At 55.6% G+C, this 21,565-nt stretch carries 18 protein-coding genes and 2 pseudogenes; 10 read left to right on the top strand and 10 right to left on the bottom strand.

Going from position 1 to position 21,565, the window contains the following annotated elements; translation table 11 throughout:
• Nucleotides 1-114: 114 nt before the first annotated feature.
• Entirely contained in the window at nucleotides 115-1,620 is a 1,506-nt protein-coding gene (locus IV01_RS05460; RefSeq protein WP_032630607.1) for a hypothetical protein, read from the bottom strand.
• Nucleotides 1,621-1,945: 325 nt separating this feature from the next.
• On the opposite strand from IV01_RS05460, the gene IV01_RS05465 reads away from it, so the two are divergent.
• Nucleotides 1,946-2,839, top strand: coding sequence for a glycosyltransferase family 2 protein (locus tag IV01_RS05465; protein WP_032630606.1), 894 nt, complete (start codon nucleotides 1,946-1,948; stop codon nucleotides 2,837-2,839).
• Nucleotides 2,840-2,886: 47 nt separating this feature from the next.
• Nucleotides 2,887-3,525: a CatB-related O-acetyltransferase gene (locus IV01_RS05470; protein WP_032630605.1), complete on the top strand. Its 639-nt coding sequence runs from the start codon at nucleotides 2,887-2,889 to the stop codon at nucleotides 3,523-3,525.
• Between the two features lie 148 nt (nucleotides 3,526-3,673).
• Here the strand turns inward: IV01_RS05470 and IV01_RS05475 are convergent, their stop codons facing one another.
• Entirely contained in the window at nucleotides 3,674-4,099 is a 426-nt protein-coding gene (locus IV01_RS05475; protein ID WP_032630604.1) for a VOC family protein, read from the bottom strand.
• Nucleotides 4,100-4,219: 120 nt separating this feature from the next.
• Between IV01_RS05475 and IV01_RS05480 the strand changes: the two genes are divergently transcribed.
• Both IV01_RS05480 and IV01_RS05485 read left to right on the top strand, forming a co-directional pair.
• On the top strand, nucleotides 4,220-5,104 hold the full coding sequence (locus IV01_RS05480) for a LysR family transcriptional regulator (protein ID WP_032630612.1): 885 nt from the start codon (nucleotides 4,220-4,222) through the stop codon (nucleotides 5,102-5,104).
• A 109-nt stretch (nucleotides 5,105-5,213) separates the two neighbouring features.
• Nucleotides 5,214-6,233, top strand: a complete 1,020-nt coding sequence (locus IV01_RS05485; RefSeq protein ID WP_032630603.1) for a branched-chain amino acid aminotransferase — start codon at nucleotides 5,214-5,216, stop codon at nucleotides 6,231-6,233.
• 131 nt (nucleotides 6,234-6,364) lie between these two features.
• Here IV01_RS05485 and IV01_RS05490 read toward each other — a convergent pair whose 3' ends face one another.
• Nucleotides 6,365-7,324: a hypothetical protein gene (locus IV01_RS05490; protein WP_032630601.1), complete on the bottom strand. Its 960-nt coding sequence runs from the start codon at nucleotides 7,322-7,324 to the stop codon at nucleotides 6,365-6,367.
• 112 nt (nucleotides 7,325-7,436) lie between these two features.
• The gene (locus IV01_RS05495) at nucleotides 7,437-8,225 is read right to left on the bottom strand and encodes a transporter substrate-binding domain-containing protein (RefSeq protein ID WP_032630600.1); all 789 of its coding nucleotides are present in this window, start codon (nucleotides 8,223-8,225) and stop codon (nucleotides 7,437-7,439) included.
• Between the two features lie 353 nt (nucleotides 8,226-8,578).
• Between IV01_RS05495 and IV01_RS05500 the strand changes: the two genes are divergently transcribed.
• Nucleotides 8,579-9,193, top strand: coding sequence for a YitT family protein (locus IV01_RS05500; RefSeq protein WP_032630599.1), 615 nt, complete (start codon nucleotides 8,579-8,581; stop codon nucleotides 9,191-9,193).
• 85 nt (nucleotides 9,194-9,278) lie between these two features.
• On the opposite strand, the gene IV01_RS05505 is transcribed toward IV01_RS05500, so the two are convergent.
• The gene (locus IV01_RS05505; protein ID WP_032630598.1) at nucleotides 9,279-9,518 is read right to left on the bottom strand and encodes a hypothetical protein; all 240 of its coding nucleotides are present in this window, start codon (nucleotides 9,516-9,518) and stop codon (nucleotides 9,279-9,281) included.
• A 43-nt stretch (nucleotides 9,519-9,561) separates the two neighbouring features.
• On the bottom strand, nucleotides 9,562-10,446 hold the full coding sequence (locus IV01_RS05510) for a manganese catalase family protein (RefSeq protein WP_032630597.1): 885 nt from the start codon (nucleotides 10,444-10,446) through the stop codon (nucleotides 9,562-9,564).
• A gap of 356 nt (nucleotides 10,447-10,802) precedes the next feature.
• Between IV01_RS05510 and IV01_RS05515 the strand changes: the two genes are divergently transcribed.
• Entirely contained in the window at nucleotides 10,803-13,469 is a 2,667-nt protein-coding gene (locus tag IV01_RS05515; RefSeq protein ID WP_032630596.1) for a DUF3616 domain-containing protein, read from the top strand.
• A gap of 1,544 nt (nucleotides 13,470-15,013) precedes the next feature.
• Here IV01_RS05515 and IV01_RS05530 read toward each other — a convergent pair.
• The 3 genes from IV01_RS05530 to IV01_RS05540 all read right to left on the bottom strand — a co-directional run bounded on the left by IV01_RS05530 (nucleotide 15,014) and on the right by IV01_RS05540 (nucleotide 18,261).
• On the bottom strand, nucleotides 15,014-16,105 hold the full coding sequence (locus IV01_RS05530) for a polyamine ABC transporter substrate-binding protein (protein WP_032630593.1): 1,092 nt from the start codon (nucleotides 16,103-16,105) through the stop codon (nucleotides 15,014-15,016).
• Nucleotides 16,102-17,136, bottom strand: a complete 1,035-nt coding sequence (locus IV01_RS05535; protein ID WP_032630592.1) for a histone deacetylase family protein — start codon at nucleotides 17,134-17,136, stop codon at nucleotides 16,102-16,104. Before IV01_RS05535 ends, IV01_RS05530 begins: the two co-directional genes overlap by 4 nt.
• A 132-nt stretch (nucleotides 17,137-17,268) precedes the next feature.
• Nucleotides 17,269-18,261 (bottom strand): AraC family transcriptional regulator, encoded by a 993-nt coding sequence (locus IV01_RS05540; RefSeq protein ID WP_032630611.1) that lies wholly within the window; start codon nucleotides 18,259-18,261, stop codon nucleotides 17,269-17,271.
• Between the two features lie 244 nt (nucleotides 18,262-18,505).
• Here IV01_RS05540 and IV01_RS27555 point away from each other — a divergent pair.
• Nucleotides 18,506-19,259, top strand: a pseudogene (locus IV01_RS27555) (phosphodiesterase).
• Between the two features lie 85 nt (nucleotides 19,260-19,344).
• Here the strand turns inward: IV01_RS27555 and IV01_RS05545 are convergent.
• Nucleotides 19,345-19,593, bottom strand: a pseudogene (locus IV01_RS05545) (LysR substrate-binding domain-containing protein); the annotation flags it as partial.
• A 234-nt stretch (nucleotides 19,594-19,827) separates the two neighbouring features.
• On the opposite strand from IV01_RS05545, the gene IV01_RS0125430 reads away from it, so the two are divergent.
• From IV01_RS0125430 to IV01_RS05550, 3 genes are all read left to right on the top strand, one after another.
• Nucleotides 19,828-20,181 carry a hypothetical protein gene (locus tag IV01_RS0125430; RefSeq protein WP_050507888.1) on the top strand — a complete coding sequence of 118 codons (354 nt, stop codon included), beginning with the start codon at nucleotides 19,828-19,830 and terminating at the stop codon, nucleotides 20,179-20,181.
• Between the two features lie 93 nt (nucleotides 20,182-20,274).
• Nucleotides 20,275-21,072, top strand: a complete 798-nt coding sequence (locus IV01_RS0125425) for a LysE family translocator (RefSeq protein ID WP_080290377.1) — start codon at nucleotides 20,275-20,277, stop codon at nucleotides 21,070-21,072.
• Nucleotides 21,073-21,108: 36 nt separating this feature from the next.
• The gene (locus IV01_RS05550; protein WP_032630589.1) at nucleotides 21,109-21,423 is read left to right on the top strand and encodes a hypothetical protein; all 315 of its coding nucleotides are present in this window, start codon (nucleotides 21,109-21,111) and stop codon (nucleotides 21,421-21,423) included.
• Nucleotides 21,424-21,565: the final 142 nt, after the last annotated feature.

Genomic DNA, 21,565 nt, shown 5'->3' with positions numbered 1-21,565 from the left:
TTGGGCGAAATCATATCGCCCTTAAGAGGTGTCCGGAATCATTAGGCCAGTTCAGGCTCGCTCCCACAAAAAAGTGGCTTCAATGCTTATATTTTGTTGATAAAACGCCCGGATTTACCGATCAAACCGGAAATGGTATTTACCCGTTGGATACTCCAGCGCATAAGCCTGCATCACTTCCTTGAGTGTCTGCGCCGAAGCTTCATCCGTGGCAAAAAAGGCTACCGTGCTGAACGCAGTGGCGATCTTCGGGATGTTCATCTGCAGTTCGCCGACTTTGATCCAGCTCGCGGGCCTTTCTGCAAACCACTCCTCATACACGAACGCATAGTGCGCATTCTTGCGCTCCATCAAATCACTGATCCACGCGGACCCGCGTTGGGATTTGCGCAGTTTCAGCGCTTCCAGACTGCCCAGGCCCCAAAGGTCCAGTACGTATTGCCGCGAGTTCAGCGCAACCAGCCCGAGATCATTGACCGCCACCGGCGCATTGAGGCGTTGGGCGATCTGTGACATCGGATATTGCTGGTTATAGACGGCCGCTGCCGCTAGCGGAGTACTCAGGGTCGTGTAGACCAGTTGCGCAAAAGCCAGAGGTAGCAGGCCGAAAATGATAGCGGTGGTGCGTGCCCGAAATTGCGTCAGGCACAGGTGCATGAAAAATACTCCGAGGAACGTCAGCCAATAAATTTCGTAGCGCCCGAACCAACCATTCTTGCCAAACAGGGCATGTAAAGCCGTGACACTGATGATCAATAGCGCGAACAGCTTTCTCTCAGGCATCAGGGCGCAAGTGACAAGCATGATGACGATGATCCAGCCGTACTTTTCGAATTGTCCGATGGCGTTCATCGCAATGGATGAAAGACCGGTAGTGTCGGATTTGGCAATCACTGAAGAAGGCAAGTAGCCTAGACCCAGATGGGATAAAAACAAGGAGAACAACGCCACTGCCGTCAACAGTCCGGTTCCATAAGCGACAGGTCTTATCCGCTCACCTTTAAGGAAGAGGTAAAGTAACGCGGGCAGTGAAACAGCCAGACCTTCATAGCGCACCAGTGGCAGCATGAGAATTGCGATATAAACGCCGTCGCGAGTGGTTGGATTGTTTTCGAACTCCTTGTGCAAAATACCGATGGCAATCAGGGTCACTAGATAGATCTGCAGGCAATGCTCCATGCCATTGAAAATCAGGCCATAGAAGTTGGTCGCCAGAAACCAGCCACCGAGTATCAAAAAACGATAGCCGAGGCGGACATCCCTCAAAAGTTGATTGAACAGAGAGAATGTCAGATAGGAAAACCCGATGTTCAATATCAACGGCACCCACAGCATGAACTGACCTAGTGGTGTAAACGACGCTAAAAGTAATGGCCAGATAATGCTCGACGAGGGAGCTGAGTATTCATTGATATTGATCCCATAGTGGCCGCCGAAAATACGCCGGGCCAAATCGATATGGATATAAGGGTCATCGAGGGTATAGATCAGTCGGCCGTCGTTTATCCAAAGCACCGACAGGGTGATGAGGGCAATTGGCAGCAAAAACACCAGCATCATCAGACGCTGCTCAATACTGCGCGCAGTGGATGGGGCTGGTACGGTGATGCCTGTATCCATGGCTGGCTCGCTCATCCGGTGAGTAGTCGGGTTGATCGCACTGCCTGAGATGCGGCGTTATCAATAACTCGCGCTCAGGCACATAACGATCCAACTTAAAGGGATGAGGTCTTAAGTCAAATAAATGGCCTTAATGGGGGTGGGCTTGCGTGGGTGTTTGTGTGTCGTCAAAATATCGTCTTTTGGGTCGGCTACACTTATGACCGATTGAAAATATCAATAAATTTCTACCCGACTTTGGGCAGAGTAGACGCATCTTGTAGTGGTTACAGGCATTTGCCATGGGAACCGGCTACGCTCAGCCGATCAAGGGAGCCGAATAATAATGTCTGAACAACCTGAGCCGACAGCACCACCCACGGTGAACAAGCCTCCTCTGGTATCCATCATCGCGCCTTGCTACAACGCGGAAAAATTTCTCGAAGCGGCGATTGAAAGCATATTTGCCCAGGACTACGAAAACTTTGAAGTCATTATCGTCGACGACGGCTCGACGGATAACAGTTATGCAATGCTTGAAGCATTACAGGGCAAGTACTCGTTTCAGCTTTATCGCCAGGCGAATCAGGGTGTCAGTGCCACCCTCAACCATGGGTTGCGATACGCCAAAGGCACCTATGTCGCCACACCGGACCTGGACGACATCATGCTGCCCGAGTCGGTTCGTGTTCGTGCCGAGTACCTGGACAAACACCCGCAGCTAGGGTGTGTCGGGGCGTTGATTATTTATATGGACTGCGATGGAAACGAGACCAAGCGTCAGTCCCGGGATTACATAGAGCATCTGGATTTCGAGAAGGTATTGAGTGAGGCGGTCGTGGTGGGAGCGCCGGTCGCGCTCTATCGACTCGACGCCATCAAGGCAGCCGGTCTTTATGACCCGCAGATCAGGGTTCAGGATTTTCAGATGACCCTGAAGATCGCCCATCAAGGATATGGGATCGATGTGCTGCCTATTGATGTCACGCGGTATCGGCGCCATGCAAATAATCTGTCGCGCAGATACAAGGTCCTGCTTGACGCTGATCTGCAGACTATCGAGCCTTACCGTTCTTGCCCGGGTTACCAGTCAGGCAGAACCCATATCATCAATAAGGCGCTCAAATATGCAGTTGTTTCCGACAAAGCCTATGCCTGGAAACTGATACGCTCGATCCCGCTTCGCTACATGACCAGCAAAACACTACGTCGTTTCAAGCGTCTGGTTCTTCACTGGTAAACAAACTGACAGCCGTTGCCTTCAAATTGTCGTTATCACGGGCCGCCATGAAATTCCTTGAATTGCTCAAAGATCGGAAAACAAGAAAACGTCTGCGCAAGCTGGAAAAGCTGCAAAGAGCACCTGAAAAAATCCGTCTGAAATACCCGCGCTATACCTTTGGTGTGGGGACTTACGGGATACCGGAAGTTATTGAGTTTGGTGACGACACAATCCTGCGAGTCGGTTCCTACACCTCTATTGCCGAAGGTGTGCGGATCCTTCTGGGGGGCGAGCATCGCACCGATTGGATCACGACCTATCCCTTTCCCGCGATGATTCGCGAGGTGGAGGACATCAAGGACTATGCGCCCAGCAAAGGCGATGTTGTGATTGGGAGCGACTGCTGGATCTGCGCTGATGCGATGATCCTTTCTGGCGTCACCATCGGGCACGGTGCCATCGTGGCGGCTGGCGCTGTCGTGACCCGGGATGTAGCGCCGTTTTCCGTCGTGGGCGGCAACCCCTGCAAATTCATTCGCTGGCGCTTCGAGGAAGAAGTGCGCGAAGAGCTACTGCAGGCAGCCTGGTGGGATTGGCCTATGGAAGAAGTCAAAACCGTTGCCCGCACATTGTGCAGTTCGGATATGCCAGCGTTCCTGAGCTATATCCGTGAGCGGAAGAGCGTGGCTAAGCTGACCAATTGAAATGCTTTTTGTGGGAGCGAGCTTGCTCGCGAAGAGGTTGTGGCATTCACAGTATCTCTTTCAGCCAGGACGCCGCCTTCGCGAGCAAGCTCGCTCCCACAGATCGATGTTCGTTGTGCGCTAGCGTGGTGTCAGGATACTCATCCGATTACTTCGCAAACAACTGCCCGATGTCTTTGAACGCCTTGAACTCCAAGGCATTACCGCAAGGGTCGAACAGGAACATCGTGGCTTGTTCACCCACTTGCCCCTGAAAGCGCACATAGGGTTCGATCACGAACCTGATGCCTTGCGAGCGAAGGCGTTCAGCGAGAACCTCCCAGTCTTCCCAGCTCAATACCACGCCAAAGTGCGGGACCGGTACGTCATGGCCATCCACGGCGTTGGTGTGCGCCGACTCCTGGGACGCGGTTTTTGGGTGCTCGTGGATGACCAATTGGTGGCCATAAAAATCGTAATCGACCCAGTGATCGCTGGAGCGTCCTTCGGCAAAGCCAAACACTTCGCTGTAAAAGTGCCGCGCGGCGGCCAGGTCATACACGGGGATTGCCAGATGAAAAGGAGATAGGCTCACGGGTTATTCCTGTTTTTATGGATCGGTTCGGACGTGGTTTTATTTTAGAGAGGAATAAATTAATACAAAGCGGATATATTGACTGCTCAGCACCAATTATTTCGATCAGTGGGGATGCCCATGCTTCGCGAGCTCAAGACGTTTGCCGCTGTTGCCCGTTACGGGACCTTCGCCGCTGCCGGCATGCACATCGGGTTGACCCAGTCGGCGGTCAGCTCGCAAATCAAGAACCTTGAACAGGCATTGGGTGTGCGGTTGTTTGATCGCACGGGCCGTCAGGCCATTATCAATGCTGCGGGTATTCGTGCGTTGCCTATGGCTCAGGAAATCTTCGAGTTGTTCAATCGGATGTCGATTCCTGATTCCGCAGATGACTACCGTGGCGAGATGAAGATCGGCGCCATTGCCAGCGCCCAGACCGGGTTTTTGCCTCAGGCGCTACTCAGGTTACGTCAGCGGGCGCCGTCGGTAGAAGCCAAGCTCGTGCCGGGTGTGTCGCTGAACCTGCTTAGCCAGCTGGATGCAGGCGAGCTGGATGCGGCGATTCTGATCAAGCCGCCCTTTGAACTGCCCAAAGAACTTTATGTACAGGTACTGGAAACGGAACCCTTCGTGCTCATCACACCGCTGGATGTGGAAGAGCGGGACCCCTTGCGAATCCTTGCCGAGAAACCCCATGTGCGTTACGACCGGGCCTCGTTTGGCGGGCGTCAGGTCACGCAGTTTCTACGCGAACAGCGCATTGAGGTGCGGGTCGCTCTAGAACTGGATGAGCTGGATGCCATCGTCAAGTTCGTCGAGAACGGATTGGGGGTGGCCCTTATTCCAAGGGCAGGCTTATGGCTGGAGCGCGACGCACATGTTCGGGTGATCGAGCTGCGGGAGATGACGTTTTTTCGCGAGGTGGTGCTGCTGATGCGTCGAACCCAGCGCGATTTGCCGCTGCACAAGCTGTTTGCTCAGTGCCTGGCGCGTGATGTCCCGCCAGCCAGAACAGCGGATTGAAAGGTGTAACAAGGTTTATGCGTTTTTCGAGACTCAAGCTGCGGATGATCTGGCAGAATACGGCGATAGCCTGATTCGTCCAGGCAGCCGTTAAATGAAAGAGGGCGTTATGAGTCACGACAGCATTAACTGGGACACCCTGGGTTTCGACTACATCAAAACTGATATGCGCTACCTCTCTCACTGGCGTGACGGCGCGTGGGACGAGGGTTCGCTGACTGAAGACAACGTCCTGCATATCAGCGAGGGCTCCACCGCTCTGCACTATGGCCAGCAGTGTTTTGAAGGTCTGAAGGCCTATCGTTGCAAGGATGGTTCGATCAACCTGTTCCGTCCCGACCAAAACGCCCAGCGCATGCAGCGCAGCTGCGGCCGTCTGTTGATGCCCCAAGTACCGACCGATATGTTCATCGAGGCCTGCAAGAAAGTCGTGGCGGCCAACGAACGCTTCATTCCTCCATACGGTTCCGGCGGCGCGTTGTATCTGCGTCCGTTCGTCATTGGTGTGGGCGACAACATCGGCGTGCGTACCGCACCCGAGTTCATCTTCTCGATCTTCTGCATCCCGGTGGGCGCTTACTTCAAAGGCGGCCTGAAGCCGAACAACTTCATGATTTCCGGCTACGACCGTGCCGCCCCTCAGGGTACAGGCGCTGCCAAGGTTGGCGGTAACTACGCGGCCAGCCTGATGCCAGGTTCCGAAGCCAAGAAACTCAGCTTCGCGGACGCTATTTATCTGGATCCGCAAACCCATACCAAGATCGAAGAAGTCGGCTCGGCCAACTTCTTTGCAATCACTCACGATGACGTATTTGTAACGCCGAAATCTCCTTCGGTACTGCCAGGTATCACTCGCCTGTCGCTGATCGAACTGGCGCAAAGCCGTCTGGGCCTGAAAGTCGTGGAAGGTGATGTTTTCATCGACAAGATCGCCGATTTCAAAGAAGCCGGCGCTTGCGGCACCGCAGCTGTTATTACGCCAATCGGCGGGATTTCCTACAAGGACAAGCTGCATGTGTTCTACAGCGAAACCGAAGTCGGCCCGATCACCCGCAAGCTCTACGCCGAGCTGACGGGCGTGCAGTCCGGTGACGTTGAAGCGCCGGCAGGCTGGATCGTCAAGGTCTGATGAGCGCAAGGTAGATCACGAACTCTGTGGGAGGGGATTTATCCGCGAAGGCGGCTTATCATTCGGCATCACCGTCGGCTGATACAGCGCTTCGCGAATGAATTTGCTCCCACCGGAACCGCTCCAGATCATTATTCCTTCGCCGGCCCCAGCACAATTACCAAGTGCCGCAGGTCTTCAACTGCCACGCTGACGCTTTTTCCGGACGGGCTTTGGCTGACTTCGCCCAAGGCGTACACCGTAAAAAATCTCACTTCCTCGGCATGGCTCAGCAGCTCACTGATGTAGCGGCTGGAGCGATAGGCCTTCATTTGTGCTGGCGACACATACAGCGTCACTGGCTTGCCTTCGAGTCTATCGAAGAACTTGAATTTGAAACCCGACCCATAACGCTCCACCAGACCGCCGCCATAGAGCACGCGGTTGTTGTGGCCTGGCTGCGCATATTTGATGTGGCGGAAATATGAGCGCAGTGCCAGTTCGCCCTGACCTGGAACCTTGAGCGTCAATAGTTTGAAGTCATCAGTGGACAATTGCGCTTTGGCTTGTCGGAAACTGTCGACAAGGCGTTCAAGATTGTTGGTGCGGGTCTCGCGTTTGTGTGCAGTCTTGAGTTGCGCAGGCTCGGCTGGCAGCGTGTCATCCGTAACGGGTAAGGACACAGGCTTGAAAGCGCGGTCTTTGGACTGCTCTTTGGCAGGTGCCTTTATGCCTGGATCAAAGACGTCAATGTAATCATCCAGCTTGCGTTTGGCCTTGCGCAGACGCGCCTGTGGCTCCGTCTCTTCGATATCAGAGGGCGTCTGGTTCTCGTCGTCGCTGTCCTCGATCCACTCGCAGTCGGGGTGATGGTTGTAGTGGGGATTGGCGCGAAAGTGCGCGGACACGAAGGTCGGGTTGTCCTGCGGCTTTACGTCATAACGCACGCCGGTGACCTTGGCGCCCAGCTTGCGGCAGGCCTCTGTCGAGCAGAGAAACTCGAACCGCTGCGGCGTCTCCATCGAGAAGTATTCCCGACGTGCAGCGGCGATCGAAAGCTCCTGTTGGAGTTCGACGCAAAATGCTCGGGTAATGCTTTTGTTGGCTTTCATTGTGCGATACAAGCCTTTCTGTAGGAGCACCGCGAGCACCGCGAGGCCGCGATCGCGGTGTATCAGACGGACCGAGATCGCGGCCTCGCGGTGCTCATGCGCTCCTGCAGTATTACTGCCCCTGTACCGCCAGCCAGTGGCCAACAACCGTCTGATAAGTGCCAGTTGATTTACTCAGGTGCAGCCACTGATCGACATAACCCTTCCAGGTCACATCATCACGGGGCAGAAGGTAGGCTTTCTCGCCGTATTGCATATATTTGGTCGGGTTGACGGCGCACAAGCCAGGCATGCGTTTTTGTTGATACAGGGCTTCGGATGCGTCGGTAATCATTACGTCCGCTTTCTTGTCCAGAAGCTCCTGGAAAATGGTCTTGTTGTCGTGGAAAGCCAGCTGCGCTTTAGGCAGATAGGCGCGGACGAAGGCTTCATTGGTGCCGCCGGCCGGTTCAATCGTGCGCACAGTCGGCTGATTGATCTGCTCAATGGTTTGGTACAGCGCCTGATCTTCGCAACGTACCAGAGGGATCTTGCCGTCGATGTCCAGGGTGTTGCTGAAATAGGCTTTCTTCTGGCGTTCCAGCGTGACCGATATCCCGCCCATGCCGACGTCACATTTGCCAGCGACCATGTCCGGCATCAGGGTTTTCCAGGTGGTAGGCACCCACTGGATTTTTACCCCGAGGCTTTGCGCCAGTGAACGCGCCATCTCGATGTCGATCCCCTCGTACTCGCCGTCGCCGCGCAGAAACGTATAGGGCTTGTAGTCACCCGTGGTGCACACGGCCAACTCGCCGGATTGCAGCACTTTATCCAGATGCGAGACCGGTTCCGCTGCCATGGCAAGACCGGAGAAACCGAAGAGCAGGGCGGCAGTGGCGCAGTATTTCGTATTCTTCATAGGGATCTGAAACTCGAAAGGAAGGTGGATCGGTCGGTAACAATACTGACCTAGTAAGCAAGAACGAAGCCAGCTGAAAGAGGCGAAATATGGCCTCACTGCAAACGCTGTTCTCGACCAAGGAGCTGCCTAAGGCCGCGAAGGCAACCTGATTGTGGCTCGCAGCCTCCGGTAGCTCCTGAACCAGTCCAATGAACTCAAGCGCCAGCGCAGGAGTGAGCGGTGCGTGCATAGTGCATATTTATAGTTATTGTGCGCGAGTCAGGCGTTTATTAAAGTTATTTGCGCGCAATGCTCATTAAGCCGGTAATCTATGCGCGCTTTGTATTTTCTCGATCTGCCCAGAGTTCATCATGACCGAAACCGTTGCAGCCCCCACCGCCCGCCATTCGCTGTTCGAAGATGTATTCGCCATTATTCTGGGGACTTTGATGGTGTCATTCGGGGTGATGTTGCTGCGCCAGGTGGGTGGTGTAACCGGTAGCAGTGCCGGGATCGCTTTCCTCATCAGCTATGCCTCGCAGCTTTCGTTCGGTATGGCGTTCTTTCTGATCAATCTGCCTTTCTATTATCTGGCAATTCGGAGAATGGGCTGGGAGTTCACCATCAAGACGTTCTGCGCAGTGGCGCTGGTTTCGGTGTTCTCCGATCTGCACACACGATTTATCCACATCGATCACTTGCAACCGATCTACGCCGCGTTGCTCGGTAATCTGATGATGGGCCTTGGCTTTATCGTGTTGTTCCGCCACAAGGCGAGTCTGGGCGGGATCAACATCCTTGCGCTGTATCTGCAGGAGCGCACTGGTCTGCGCGCTGGGAAGTTTCAGATGGTCGTGGATGTGCTGGTCGTTCTTGGTTCGCTTTATCTGGTCAGCCTGCCGATCCTGCTCGCTTCGATCGCGGGCGCTGTTGCACTCAACCTGATCATCGCCATGAACCATCGACCACATCGCTATTCAGCGTAATCAGAACGCGGTTTGTCTCTAAGATCATTAACAAGAGCAAGCCCGGAGCAGGGCTCGCTCTACTACTGTTATTGATCACTGCCTGTTACTCGTGCCGGTCATCTGGGTAATAGCTTATCGGCGAATATGATTGGGTCTTGCACGACTTAAGCTCTTGATTCAACTGCCTCAGGGTTCGCAGGCTATTGAGCGCCTGGTTGACCTGAAAGCCGCGTTTGAGATTGCCTGCCTGTACATCAAAACTTTTCAGTGTTGAATCAAACACTTTAGGAGCCGTTTCAAGCTTCTCTGAATTCAGACTGTTCAAGTCGTCAAACACCGTCATAACCTTCCTCCTTTGATTGATTTGAGCATTGATTGCCAAGGTCTCATGTATTTTTGCCTTGCACGAAACCCGAGCCCAGATCAGCGGCGGTGATAGGGTTGGCATCCGGATCGGACATGGTGCGGGTTTTCATATTGAGCAGCATTTGCTCGTCGTCCTCGGAAAGCATGACCGACGCACTCCCATCACCCCCATCAACTGCCGGTTCGGGCGATTCGACATATTCCCATTCTTCACCTTCGTTCCATGGGCCGCGCATGTCAGGACCGCCGTTGGACATGTTGAAGTACACGTTGGTGAATTCCGGCATGCCTGGCAGCTTGCCCTGAGGGAAATTGGGTTGAATGGATTGCAGCGCTTTTTCGAATGATTTCTGGTGGGCGATTTCGCGAGTCATCAAGAAGCCCAGCGCCTCTTTGATACCAGGGTCGTCCGTGACATTCATCAAGCGTTCGTAAACAATCTTGGCCCGGGCTTCGGCGGCGATATTGGAGCGAAAGTCCGCAGTCGGCTCGCCAATGGTATCAACGTAGGCGGCCGTCCATGGCACACCCGCGGAGTTGACCAGCGGCGCACCCCCGCCATATAGCAGGCTAGTGATATGCGAATCGTTACCTGCGCCATTGATCGCCCGATACAACTCGCCTTCTTCCTGAACGCCCTCCGCCAACTGACCCTTACCGCCTCGATTGAGCATGCAGATAATCGAGCCGATGATTTCCAAGTGGCTCAGTTCTTCCGTGGCGATGTCCATTAACAAGTCTTTACGGCCTGAATCTTCTTCAGCCAGAGCCTGAGTGAAATAACGCGCAGCAGCTGCTAGTTCGCCCTGCGCGCCACCAAATTGCTCGAGCAGTAGATTGGCCAACCCGGGATCAGGTCTTGCCACTCGAACGGTATATTGCAAACGACGGTTATGCATGAACATGGCCTAATTCCTCATCTTGTTTTAGCCAAAGCGGCTGTGTGGGCATCTGGGTGACCACAGGAAAAAAGAGCGACGGATCAGGCGAGCCGTTCAGGGAAGCTGACAGACGGAGCGAAAACTTGATTTCCGGCGGCGATTTGAATCCGAACGGATATACCTGGCGGGTCAGGATTCTGTGTTTCGGGTGGGTGGATTCGTGGCGGTTGCGTCAGCGAACTGTCCACCAACCAGATGGGCATGCATCGCAACGTCTCCCAGGTAATACCGCGGGCAATCTGTATCAACCTTGAAACAAAACCGTAAAAAGCTGTTGTTAACGTCCATGGTCTTCTGAATTAAAAGCGGACAAATCCCCCATGGCTACGACTTTCGATACGGTCTCCTCGCTCTATAAAAATGTTCTTGGCCGAGAAGGTTCGGCTGCTGAAATTTCCTATTGGGCGGGGCGTATCGACAGCGGTCTGCAAGGCGTTGCTGATGTGGTGACGGCATTTACCGGCTCCGAGGAAGCTGCCACCAGCGTCGCGCCGATCGTCAGCCTTTACTTCGCAGCATTTGGCCGAGTGCCGGATGTTGGTGGCTTGCAGTATTGGGTCGCTGCTAAGCGTGATGGTATGGAACTGGCAAGTATTGCGGTGGCGTTCACTCAGTCCGCCGAGTTCGCTCAGAGCGCCCAGAGCAGTGACACGGGTTTCCTGACAGTGCTTTACCAAAACGCCCTGGGTCGTGCCCCGGATGCGGCCGGTCTGGCGTACTGGAATGCTCAGCTGGCCAGCGGCATGTCCCGTGATCAGGTGCTGTCGTCCATTAGCACCTCTGGGGAAGGCACTGGTACCAATGGCGTCAAGGCTCAAGTCGTGTTGGCCTACAACGGCTTGCTGGGGCGCGCGCCGACCAAGGCCGAGGTCGATACCGTGGTTGCGGGGCAGGGGCAGAAATCGCTGGTTGAGCTGATCAAAACGACTGCCGACGCGCTGCTGGTCAATCCCCCTGTAACACCACCCGTGACGCCAACACCGCCAGCTCCGGCACTGGAAGCAACGTTCACCCCAAAGGCAGGTTCGACAGCGAATTCCTCGGACGCATCGGCAGCAGTGGCTTTGGACAGCAAGTACATGATCGTCGGCGATGACGAAGCCAACGTCCTGCGGGTTTATGACCGCGCCGGTGGTGATGCGGTATATGAGTGGAATTACAGCCAGGCCATCGGCGTCAACGGCGAGGTTGATCTGGAGGCCGCCGTCATGATCGGCGACACGCTTTACCTGAGTGGGTCCCACAGCAATACCAAAAAGGGCGTGGACGCGGACAGTCGCGAAGTCATTTTCAGCGTCAAGATCAGCGGCACCGGTGCCAGTACCGCCTTCACCTACCAGGGTGACTTCAAAGGCCTTGAGGCTGCACTGGTCCAGTGGGATCAGGCCGGAGCCAGCGGCAAAGCGGCAAATTACTTCGGCTTTGCAGCATCGTCGGCAGCGGGTATCTCCCCAGAAAACACCAATGGCTTCTCCATCGAAGGCATGACCACCTCTCTTGACAACAGCGCCCTATGGCTGGGTTTCCGCGCTCCCCAGACCGATACCACCACCCGCGACAAGGCATTGATTGTCCCGGTCGAAAACTATCAGGCTCTCCTGAGTGGCGCTGCTACGACCGCGCAGTTCGGCGCTGCAATCGAATTGAATCTGGGCGGCCGTGGTATTCGTTCGATTGAAAAGGCGGCTGATGGCAGCGGTTATCTGATCATCGCCGGGCCATCCGGTACTGCTTCCAATGAAGTGACCCACGATTTCCGTCTGTTTACCTGGAATGGCGATGCCGCCACCGCGCCGGTTGAGTTGAGCAATAACCTGGACGCGTTGCTCAAGAGCACTGGCGGCAGCTTCGAATCCATTGTTTCCCTCACCAGTATCAAGCCCGGGACTCAGATTCAACTGCTCCAGGATAACGGTGACACGATCTGGCCCGGTCAGACTGAAGTCTCCAAAGACCTCGCTCCGGCTCTGCAGCAGTTCAAAGGCAACTTGATCACCTTGGGTTCGGCGGTGGTCGACACGGCTGCGCCAGTCCTGGTTGCGGCAACCCCGGCTGACAAGGCGACGGATGTTGCGGCATCCAGTTCGCTGTCGCTGGTTTTTGATGAGGGCGTGACCCTGGGCGCGGGCACTATTCAGCTCCAGAAGGCCAATGGTGATCTGGTCCAGAGCTTTGCGAGCGGGAATCCGGGCGTCAAGGTCGACTTCAACAAAATCAACCTCCAGCCAACCGCCAAGTTGCTTACCGCGACGGATTACAAGTTGGTGCTCAGTGCCGACGCTGTTACCGATCATTCGGGCAACGCACTGACCGCACGAACCATCGATTTCAAAACCGGGGCGGCAGCGCATTACAACCTGCTGATCACCGAGGTCAACTCGAACGCGACGGGTGATGATTTTTTTGAGCTCTACAACTACGGCTCAACCACGATCAACCTCAGTGGTTGGGGTGTGGATGACGACAGTGCTCAGTTTGGCGAAGCGATCAGCCTGCCCGCTAATCTGACGCTTGCCGCTGGAGAGAAACTGGTCATTGCCAAGGCCACCGACGACGCAGCCCTGCAGGCGTTCAAAGCAGTATGGGGGCTCGATAGCGGTGTCAAAGTGGTTGGTCTCAACCTTCCCGGCCTTGGCAAAGACGACGCCGTGGTACTTTTCGACGTTTCGGGCAACGTTGCAACCGCCTTCAGCTACAAAGGCAGCGTCGTGACAGCCAGTGACGGGACGGTCATTACTCACGCTCTGTCCAACGGCACCTTCGTCGGAGGCGAACACGCAGGCAAGGCATTCGGCAGCACCGCCACCGCATCGGCAATCTGGGATGGCATGTCGACCATCAACCCGCATTACGTAGGTGCCATCGCGGGGCAGCTGGGTGCTTATGCACAGACAGCGAAACCTGAGTCGGTGGGTTCGCCGGGGACGATTGCCGAGATCGTACTGACCGGCAATAACACGCTTGATGCGCAGTCACTGGCTGCGTAAGGCGGCATCAGACGCTAAACCGTCTTCAGAATGCACAGCGTTCAGAGGACGGTTGCAATGGCTTGGTTTTAATTCTCTGAACATTCAACACTATTCAAGTGCCGGACCTTCCTCAGCTCGGAGGAATAGTCGCCAGCATCCCCAAGCCGATGGCCGCAACCAAAAACACTGCCATATAAATCGTTAGCTTGCCCACAAGACCTCCCAATAATGGTTGCTGCGTCCGGCATTGCCGGGCGCTAGCTGATCAGTTGCCGTCCGGCAGCTGGGTGGCCTGATTATCAAGGGTGGGGTGTTTGCAGTACAGATTCAGAAAGGTTGTAAAAATGCGGATCAGATGGCAGCGGGAGGCTTTCCTGATGGGCCTACTGGATGACGTGAACGGCCCACCGGCCTGGCGAAGAACCTGCTTTATGAATCGGATCTGCAAGAAGCCGTTAGCCTCTTCAGAATAGTCAGGCGCGACTCTCATCATGGCGCGGGTGATTCACCTAATAGACGCCGGATAGAGTTAAGCCAGCCAAGCACTTCGCCCCACTAATCAGCATTGCAAAATAGTTGCTTGTCTTTAAACACGGGGTGCCAGGGCGGAGACAGGAAACCTTAACTGCCCTATTCGTGAGAATCGTTGTACAGCCGCTTCACGAATTCAACTTCTTCAGCCGTCAGAGTGCTGAACGGCGAACCTTCGCCATTCCTGTGGGATTCGCGACTAAGCGCGGTATTCCAAGCGAGCTGCCATATAGTCCAGTTCCGATCAGTCGCCGCATCTAAATATCCATCGTTTGAACGACTAAGCAAATCCTTAGATTGGGAGGCCTCAAACCTATCTCTCATTCTTGAACTCCATGTCTGCATCGTAAGCTTGCTAAGAATATCGGCATCGTAGTTGGTGACTTGAGGCGTCTCGCAAAAATACTGTGCCTCTCAGCCTGCTGATCTTTGCTCAGGTTGCCCACCTGATCAACCGCTGCTCGCCCGCGTTGGCACCGTGCCGTTGAAACCCGACGGCGGCTTGGTTTTCCGGGGGAAGGGGCGTACTCGATGTACCGCCCGATATATGTACAAGAATTCATACTTGTACAAGTTTTAAGCAGTCATGCCGGCGTGATGTCGTTATGATATCATTCGGCCTGATGAACGGTCAGTGATCTCCGGTTTCTGGCAGGCGCGAGAAATTGAGGTCTGGCTATTGGGCTGACTACTTTTGGGCGGCGATACAGCCCAAGGCCAGCTCTGGGCCGATTGAATCCTGCGAGCGCTGTAAAAATGCGTAGCGCTATTTCTGCACAGGTATTTTCTAAGGGGGAGCCAGGGCGCGCTAATTGCGACGTTTTTACACACTCTGGGCCGAAAGCGGACGTCCATGTCCCTGCTTAACCTAAAGCCTTCTCGACCTTGAGCCCACTATTCAATCGCTGAGCGCTGTTCCAAAGCTGACCATTTCCCACAGCAAACCGACCACTGCGGACACCGTGCAAGCGCACAGCACGCTTTACCTCAGGGGTCATCCAGTTCGCCCAACTACGCATAACGGCAAGGTATCAGGTGCCTGACTTGATCTTGGTCCAAGCCCGTGTTCTGGCGCGCTCCGCATCACGCCCCAAGGGTTTGAGAGTGTATAGCGTGGTCATCGCCGCCTCGGTCGGGTACAGATTAGGGTTGTTGCGAATCGACGGGTCGACTTGGTCGGTCGCGTCCTTGTTCGGATTCGGGTAGCCGACAAAATCGCTGATTGGCGCGATCACCTGCGGTTGCAGCAGATAGTTGATAAAGGTGTAGGCGTCTTGTGGGTTCTTGGCACCCTTGGGGATGGCGAGCATATCAAACCAGATGGGTGCGCCTTCCTTGGGCAGGCGCATGTCCACGGTCACGCCGTTCTTGGCCTCTTTGGCGCGGTTGGCGGCCTGGGAAAAGCTGCCGGAGTAGCCGACAGCGACGCAGATGTCACCGTCGGCGATATCAGCCATGTATTTGGAGGAATGGAAGTAGGTGATATAGGGGCGGATTTTCATCAGCAGCGCTTCGGCTTTCACATAGTCCTTGGGGTTGCTGCTGTTGGGGTCCAGGCCCAGGTGCTGCAAGGCCAGGGGCAGGATTTCGGAGGGCGAGTCCAGGAGCGCTACACCGCAGTGCTTGAGCTTGCTGATGTTTTCTTCCTTGAAAATCAGGTCCCAGCTGTCCACTGGCGCATCGGCGCCCAGGGCGGCCTTGACTTTGTCGGGGTTGAAGCCGATCAGGATGGTGCCGTACATGTAGGGCACGGCGAATTTATTGCCTGGGTCGTTGGCCTCGATCAGCTTCATCAGCTTGGGGTCGAGGTGGTTCCAGTTCGGCAATTGGCTGCGGTCCAGCGGCTGGAATACACCGGCTTCGATCTGCTTGGCCAGGAACACGTTGGACGGCACCACCACGTCATACCCTGAGTTGCCGGTAAGCAGCTTGGCTTCCAAGGCTTCGTTAGTGTCGAAGATGTCGTACACCAATTTAAGGCTGGAATTCTGCGCCTTGAAGTCCTCCAGCGCCTTGGGGGTGATGTAGTCGAACCAGTTGTAGACCCGCAGGGTTTTCTCTTCGGCATGAGCCGCGCCGCTGATAACGGCAGCGCAGAGGATAAGTGACTTGAACATGTTCATGGGGCAGCCCCTTCAAAACCTTCGAGAACGTTGACGGCATTGATGCCGATTTCTTCCACTGCGTAGCCGCCTTCCATCACGAACAGCGTAGGTTTACCCAAGCGGGAGATGCGTGCGCCCATCGCCAGGTAATCCGGGCTGTCGAGTTTGAACTTCGAGATCGGGTCGTCCTTGAATGTGTCCACGCCCAGGGATACGACGACGATGTCGGCGTCGTAGCGATCGATTTCTGTGCAGGCTTGCTCCAGCGCTGCGCTCCAGGTTTCCCAGCCGGAACCGGCCGGCAGAGGATAGTTGAAGTTAAAGCCGACACCTGCGCCTTCACCCGGCTCGTCGGCATAGCCCAGGAAAAACGGAAACTCCGCCTCCGGGTGGCCGTGGATCGAGGTAAACAGCACATCGTTGCGCGCATAGAAAATCGACTGGGTGCCGTTGCCGTGATGATAGTCCACATCCAGAATCGCGACCTTTTTGTGGCCCTGATCAAGAAAGGCCTGGGCGGCAATGGCGGCATTGTTGAGGTAGCAATAACCGCCCATCAAGTCGCCAGCTGCGTGGTGTCCGGGCGGGCGGCACAGGGCGAAAGCACTGTGGGCACCTTGCTGAATCGCTTGTTGGGCGCTAAGCGCGACCTGCACTGCCGAGTAGGCTGCCTGCCACGTGCCGGCGGTGATTGGCGCTCCGCCGTCGAAGCTGTAATAACCCAGTTGGCCATGCAGGCTTTCGGGTAATACGCGGCGCAGGGTGCGGGCGGGCCAAGTGTAGGGCAGGAGGTCGCCGTCCTGACCGAATTCGGTCCAGCGCGCCCACGCACCCTGGAAGAAATCGAGGTACTCACGGCTATGGATGCGTTGTAGCGGTTCCAGGCCAAAGTCCTGCGGCGCCTGTACCTCGCCAAGTTGACGGTCCTTGACCCGTTGCAACACATGATCGGCGCGCGAGGGCATTTCGAAGCAGGGCATCAGTTGCCCGTCCATCAGTTCACAGCGGCCGTGGTGCAGGTGATGATCATCCGAGTAGATTGTCAGCATTTGTTGTTCTCCGCAGGCTGTATCGGTGAATACAGTCTTGCGCTGGGCGCGGTTTATGAGAACGGCAAGTGCGGCCAAAAGGGGATAAATATGGCCAGATTTTCTGTCCGTAATTCGCCCCTCAATGAGGCGTCATGCGCGAAATTGGCTCGGCGCCACGCCGCTCCAGCGCACAAAGGCGTGCCGAAAGCTTGCGGTCTCGCTGAAGCCCAGAGTCTCGGCGATCCGGTAGATGGGCCACCGGTCTTCACCCAGCAGTTGCTTGGCGCGTTCGAAACGAAGTTCGTCGAGCAGTTCCTGATAGCTAGAGCCCAGGTCGTGCAAGTGTCGACGCAAGGTGCGCGCTGAACAGTTCATCTGTCGGGCCAGCCCGTCCAGCCCCGGTGCGGCATGCAGTTGTGCAGCCAGCAATTGCCGGATTCGCCCCAGCCAGGCCTCGCGCCCGGTGAATTCAGTGTTCTGTTTTCGGCAGCGCTCAGCCATGGCTTGATGTGTTACCGCGTCAGCCAGCGGTAAAGGCTGGGCGAGCCAGCGTTTATCAAAAGCAAATGCATTGACGGTGGCCTGGAACTGCAACGGACAGTCGAAACATTCGACGTAGCGAGTTTGATAGTCCGGTGCATCGTGCTCAAAGCGAGCGCCCAGCAAGGGCAGTGAGTGGCCGAGCAGGTCGTCGCAAATGACCTTTAGCGATCCCAGACACAGCTCGACATTGAAGGCGGTCAGTGCCGGATTCTCGCGGTAATCGCCCGCAGTGAACCAGATACGTTCGCCGTCTTCCTCCAGACTCAGCTCGAACAGTGTTCCCAGCAGCGCGGGATAACGCAGAGCCAGACGTAGCGCGTCACCGAAAGTGGCACTGGTGAGCAGGGCATAGCCGAGCATGCCGTAGGATGAGACATGCATACGCCGCCCCACGATCAGGCCGATATCGCGGCGCAGAGCCACGGCATTGGCGCACACCTGCATCTCCTGATGCGTGGCGATGCGCGTGTCGGCACGGTTCAAGTCCGCCGCACATATGCCACTGCCGGCCAGCAGCGCCTCGGCAGACCAGCCTTGCGCCTTGAACGTGCTCAGGACCAGTGAGACAGCATTGAGGGTGGTGAGATGGGAGTGCAGCATGGGGACTTCCAGCAAGGCGAGGGTGTACAAGAAGAGCAAGTTATGTGCCGAGATCTTGAAGGCCGGTTCGACCTCCATCGTCCGTTCCGGCCTTCAAGATCTCGGCGCTCTGGCATGTCGGATGGAAGCTGACCCCCGTCCATCGCAGCCCAGGCATGCTACCTTCACCCGGCCATTGATCCTCTATGGAGAAGGTCCCGTGCTGATTGCCCACCTTTCCGATCTGCATATCAGGCCGCAAGGCATGCTTTATCAGGGGCTGGTTGATTCAAACACGATGTGCGAGCAGGCCATTGCACACCTGAACAGGCTTACGCCGCGACCCGATGTCGTGATCATCACCGGTGACCTGGTGGATGAGGGGCTACCGCAAGAGTATGCAATGGCGCGTACATTGCTGGCCGGGATTGAGCAGCCGTTGTTGATGATTCCTGGCAATCATGATGACCGGACCTTAATGGGCTCTATCTTTTCCCCGCCGTATCCTCTCTTCAGCGGCAGGCCCGTGGCACTTCGTCGCCGATGACCTCGGGCCGGTACGGATCATTGGTGTGGATGTGACCGTACCGCAGGAACATCATGGCGACATGAGCGAGGCGGCTGCGGCCTGGCTCGATGCGGCACTCGCCCAGGAGCCGACGCGCCCGACTCTGATCATGCTGCACCAGCCACCGTTCCTCAGTGGCATTCCTTATATCGACACGTATGCCTGCCGGAACTCGGAGCGACTGCGCGAGGTGGTGCAGCGCTATCCGGCGATCGAGCGCGTTGTGTGCGGGCACATTCACCGCTCGATGCAATTACGGTTTGGCGGAACAGTCCTGTGCACCGCCCCCAGCACCACGACTGCCATCGGATTGGCCCTGGATCCAGAGGCTGAAGAGGCGTCATATGTGGAGCCGCCGGCGTTACTCCTGCATCACTGGAAGCAGGATACGGGTCTGATTACCCACTGGGTGCCCATCGGCACATTCCGCGGGCCACTGCCGTTTGCATGAGCGGGGGCGTGTGGCGGTCACTGGATAGCGGTGAGTGCCTGCATCGGGTTAGTCCTGCCCAGGCATTTGCCAAAGCAGGCGTTGATTAATTGGATGGCTCGTCCAGTTCTTGTCGTAGAAACTCTACCAGCCCTCGCTGCAATCCGGTCAGAGTGCCTTCGCGACTGATCAGCGCCAACTCGGTCGGCGCCAATTCAGGAAGATCCATGCACACGGTATGTTCTGGCAACACCGCCGAAGCAGGCAGAACCGAGACACCCAGCCCTGATGCCACCGCTGCCTGTATGCTCGTCAGACTATGACTGCCAAATGCAACCCGCCAAGGCGTAGACGCTTTCGCGTTACTTATCTTGGGGGCGCTCAGGCGCTGATCCGCCTAGGCCGGACAACCAGTAGACCAAAAAGCCATTGCCGAACGTTGGACACTCCTCATGATTTTGATGGCAGCAATCGCGGGGATTGTCATTTTTCCACGAGGTGGTCAGGAACAAAATCAAGAGACCGGACCATCAACCCCGATTACGATAATGACCAGAGCCGTTTTGCTCCGAAGGTCTAGGAATTGTTCATGGCATTCATTGCTACCTGCCTTGTGTCCTTATTTTTTTGGACTGTTGTTTCAGCAATCACAGGGGCTGACGAGCCTTGGGACCTGGCTAGTTACTGGACCATCATCTATCCCGCCGCGCTCGTTTTGTCAGTGATCCTTGGCGCAGTGCTGAGAAGCTCACAGTGGTCCGCAGGCGCTGTCGTAATGCTCTCTCAGATCCCAGTGGTTTTGGCGATTTCCGGTACATCCCCGTTGCTAGCTGTCGGTATCATCTATGCGGCCTTTCTCTCAATTCCGGCGGTAACGCTGTCATGGCTCGCCGGCAAATTGCGCCTGGGTGATAAAGGACGATGGACATCTACGAAGAAATGAAGGCACTTCTTGATCCCGGCGTTTAGGTCTAGAGTGAGGATCAATTTCAAACCGGTAAATTTTTGCCGATCACCGCTGAGCAAGGATGCCTTCATGCTGGGTATAGTCCACTTCCCGTTGTTTGTACTAGCCGTCATCGCTCTCAATGCAACGCCAGGCCCGGATGTCGCTTACGTTGCAGGCCAAGGCATGGTGCATGGCAGACGCGCCGGCATTTTGTCGGCCTTGGGCGTATCCTTGGGAGGATGCTTACACACGATTTTCTGTGCGGTCGGGCTCACGGCCCTGCTGGCTACTTCCCCATCAGCGTTCATCGCGATTAAATACCTGGGTGGCATGTATCTTGTTTATCTGGGGATTCGGACACTCTTCGCAAAAGCGGCTCCAAGTCACATCAGCCTTAGTACACCCCGGTTAAAAAACACGACACTTTTGTTTCGTGGCTTCCTGACGAATGCGTTTAATCCCAAAGTCTTACTTTTTTACGTCGCATTTTTTCCACAGTTCGTAACACCCGATAGCGCTGACAAAACTGCTGCGTTTTTGGTGCTCGGCGCAGTTTTTGTCCTCTTGGGGCTAATCAACGATATTACCGTTGCGTGTTTAGCGGCGAAAGCCGCACGAGCTGTCAGCGGTAGCCCGCGTGTCAGGAGGTGGATAGATAGATTGATCGGTTTCACGTTCATCGGGCTAGGCGTGCGACTCGCTGCAGCACGTGCCTGGCGAGGTGACGGCCAGTTTCTGAAAGCGCTTGCAGAAGGCCGAACTAGAAAGGTCGCTGAGCTTGGTCAAGGTATTGACCGAGACAGGGCGGATTGCGGCGTGAAGGGCGGGAGAAGGGGCTATGTGGGAGAGGGCTATTTTGGGGCCGATGGAGATATGAGGCATTGACGGTTACTTTCGGACTACTCGGAAGCAAGGGGCAACATGATCAAAATCTTCGAAGACGATGATCCCGCTTGGAAAATCCTCGTCCATGTTCTGGAGCATGGGATTGCCGGTATTGCGGGCGGCAGAATGAGCACACGCAACAAGTTGGAAGAAGTGAAAGAAAAAGCCCGAACAGATCGGCATGATAATGTCGCTGCCCTTTACACAGTTCATCATTTCTGGGGTGAGCTGGCCGTGATTTACGATGAGCAGATATATCGATTCCATCAGGCCAGAAAATTAGTGGTCGAGGCCTACGACAACCAACTTGCCGCCCAAGGCATCTTCCCAAACACCTATCCCGGCAGTTGAATAGGGCAATGTCGCCGCACGTTGATCCTTATAGACCGCATTCGGCCACAGAAGCAGCCGTTTAGGGATTGGGGGAGTCGTTACTTCGTATGCGTCCGGCCAAGTCATCTACCCAACCCCTCGAAGCCAGGACATGGTGTGC

The sequence above is a fragment of the Pseudomonas syringae genome (assembly GCF_000737245.1).
Classification (GTDB): Bacteria; Pseudomonadota; Gammaproteobacteria; order Pseudomonadales; family Pseudomonadaceae; genus Aquipseudomonas; species Aquipseudomonas syringae_J.
This window is presented reverse-complemented; position numbering and strand designations above follow the sequence as displayed.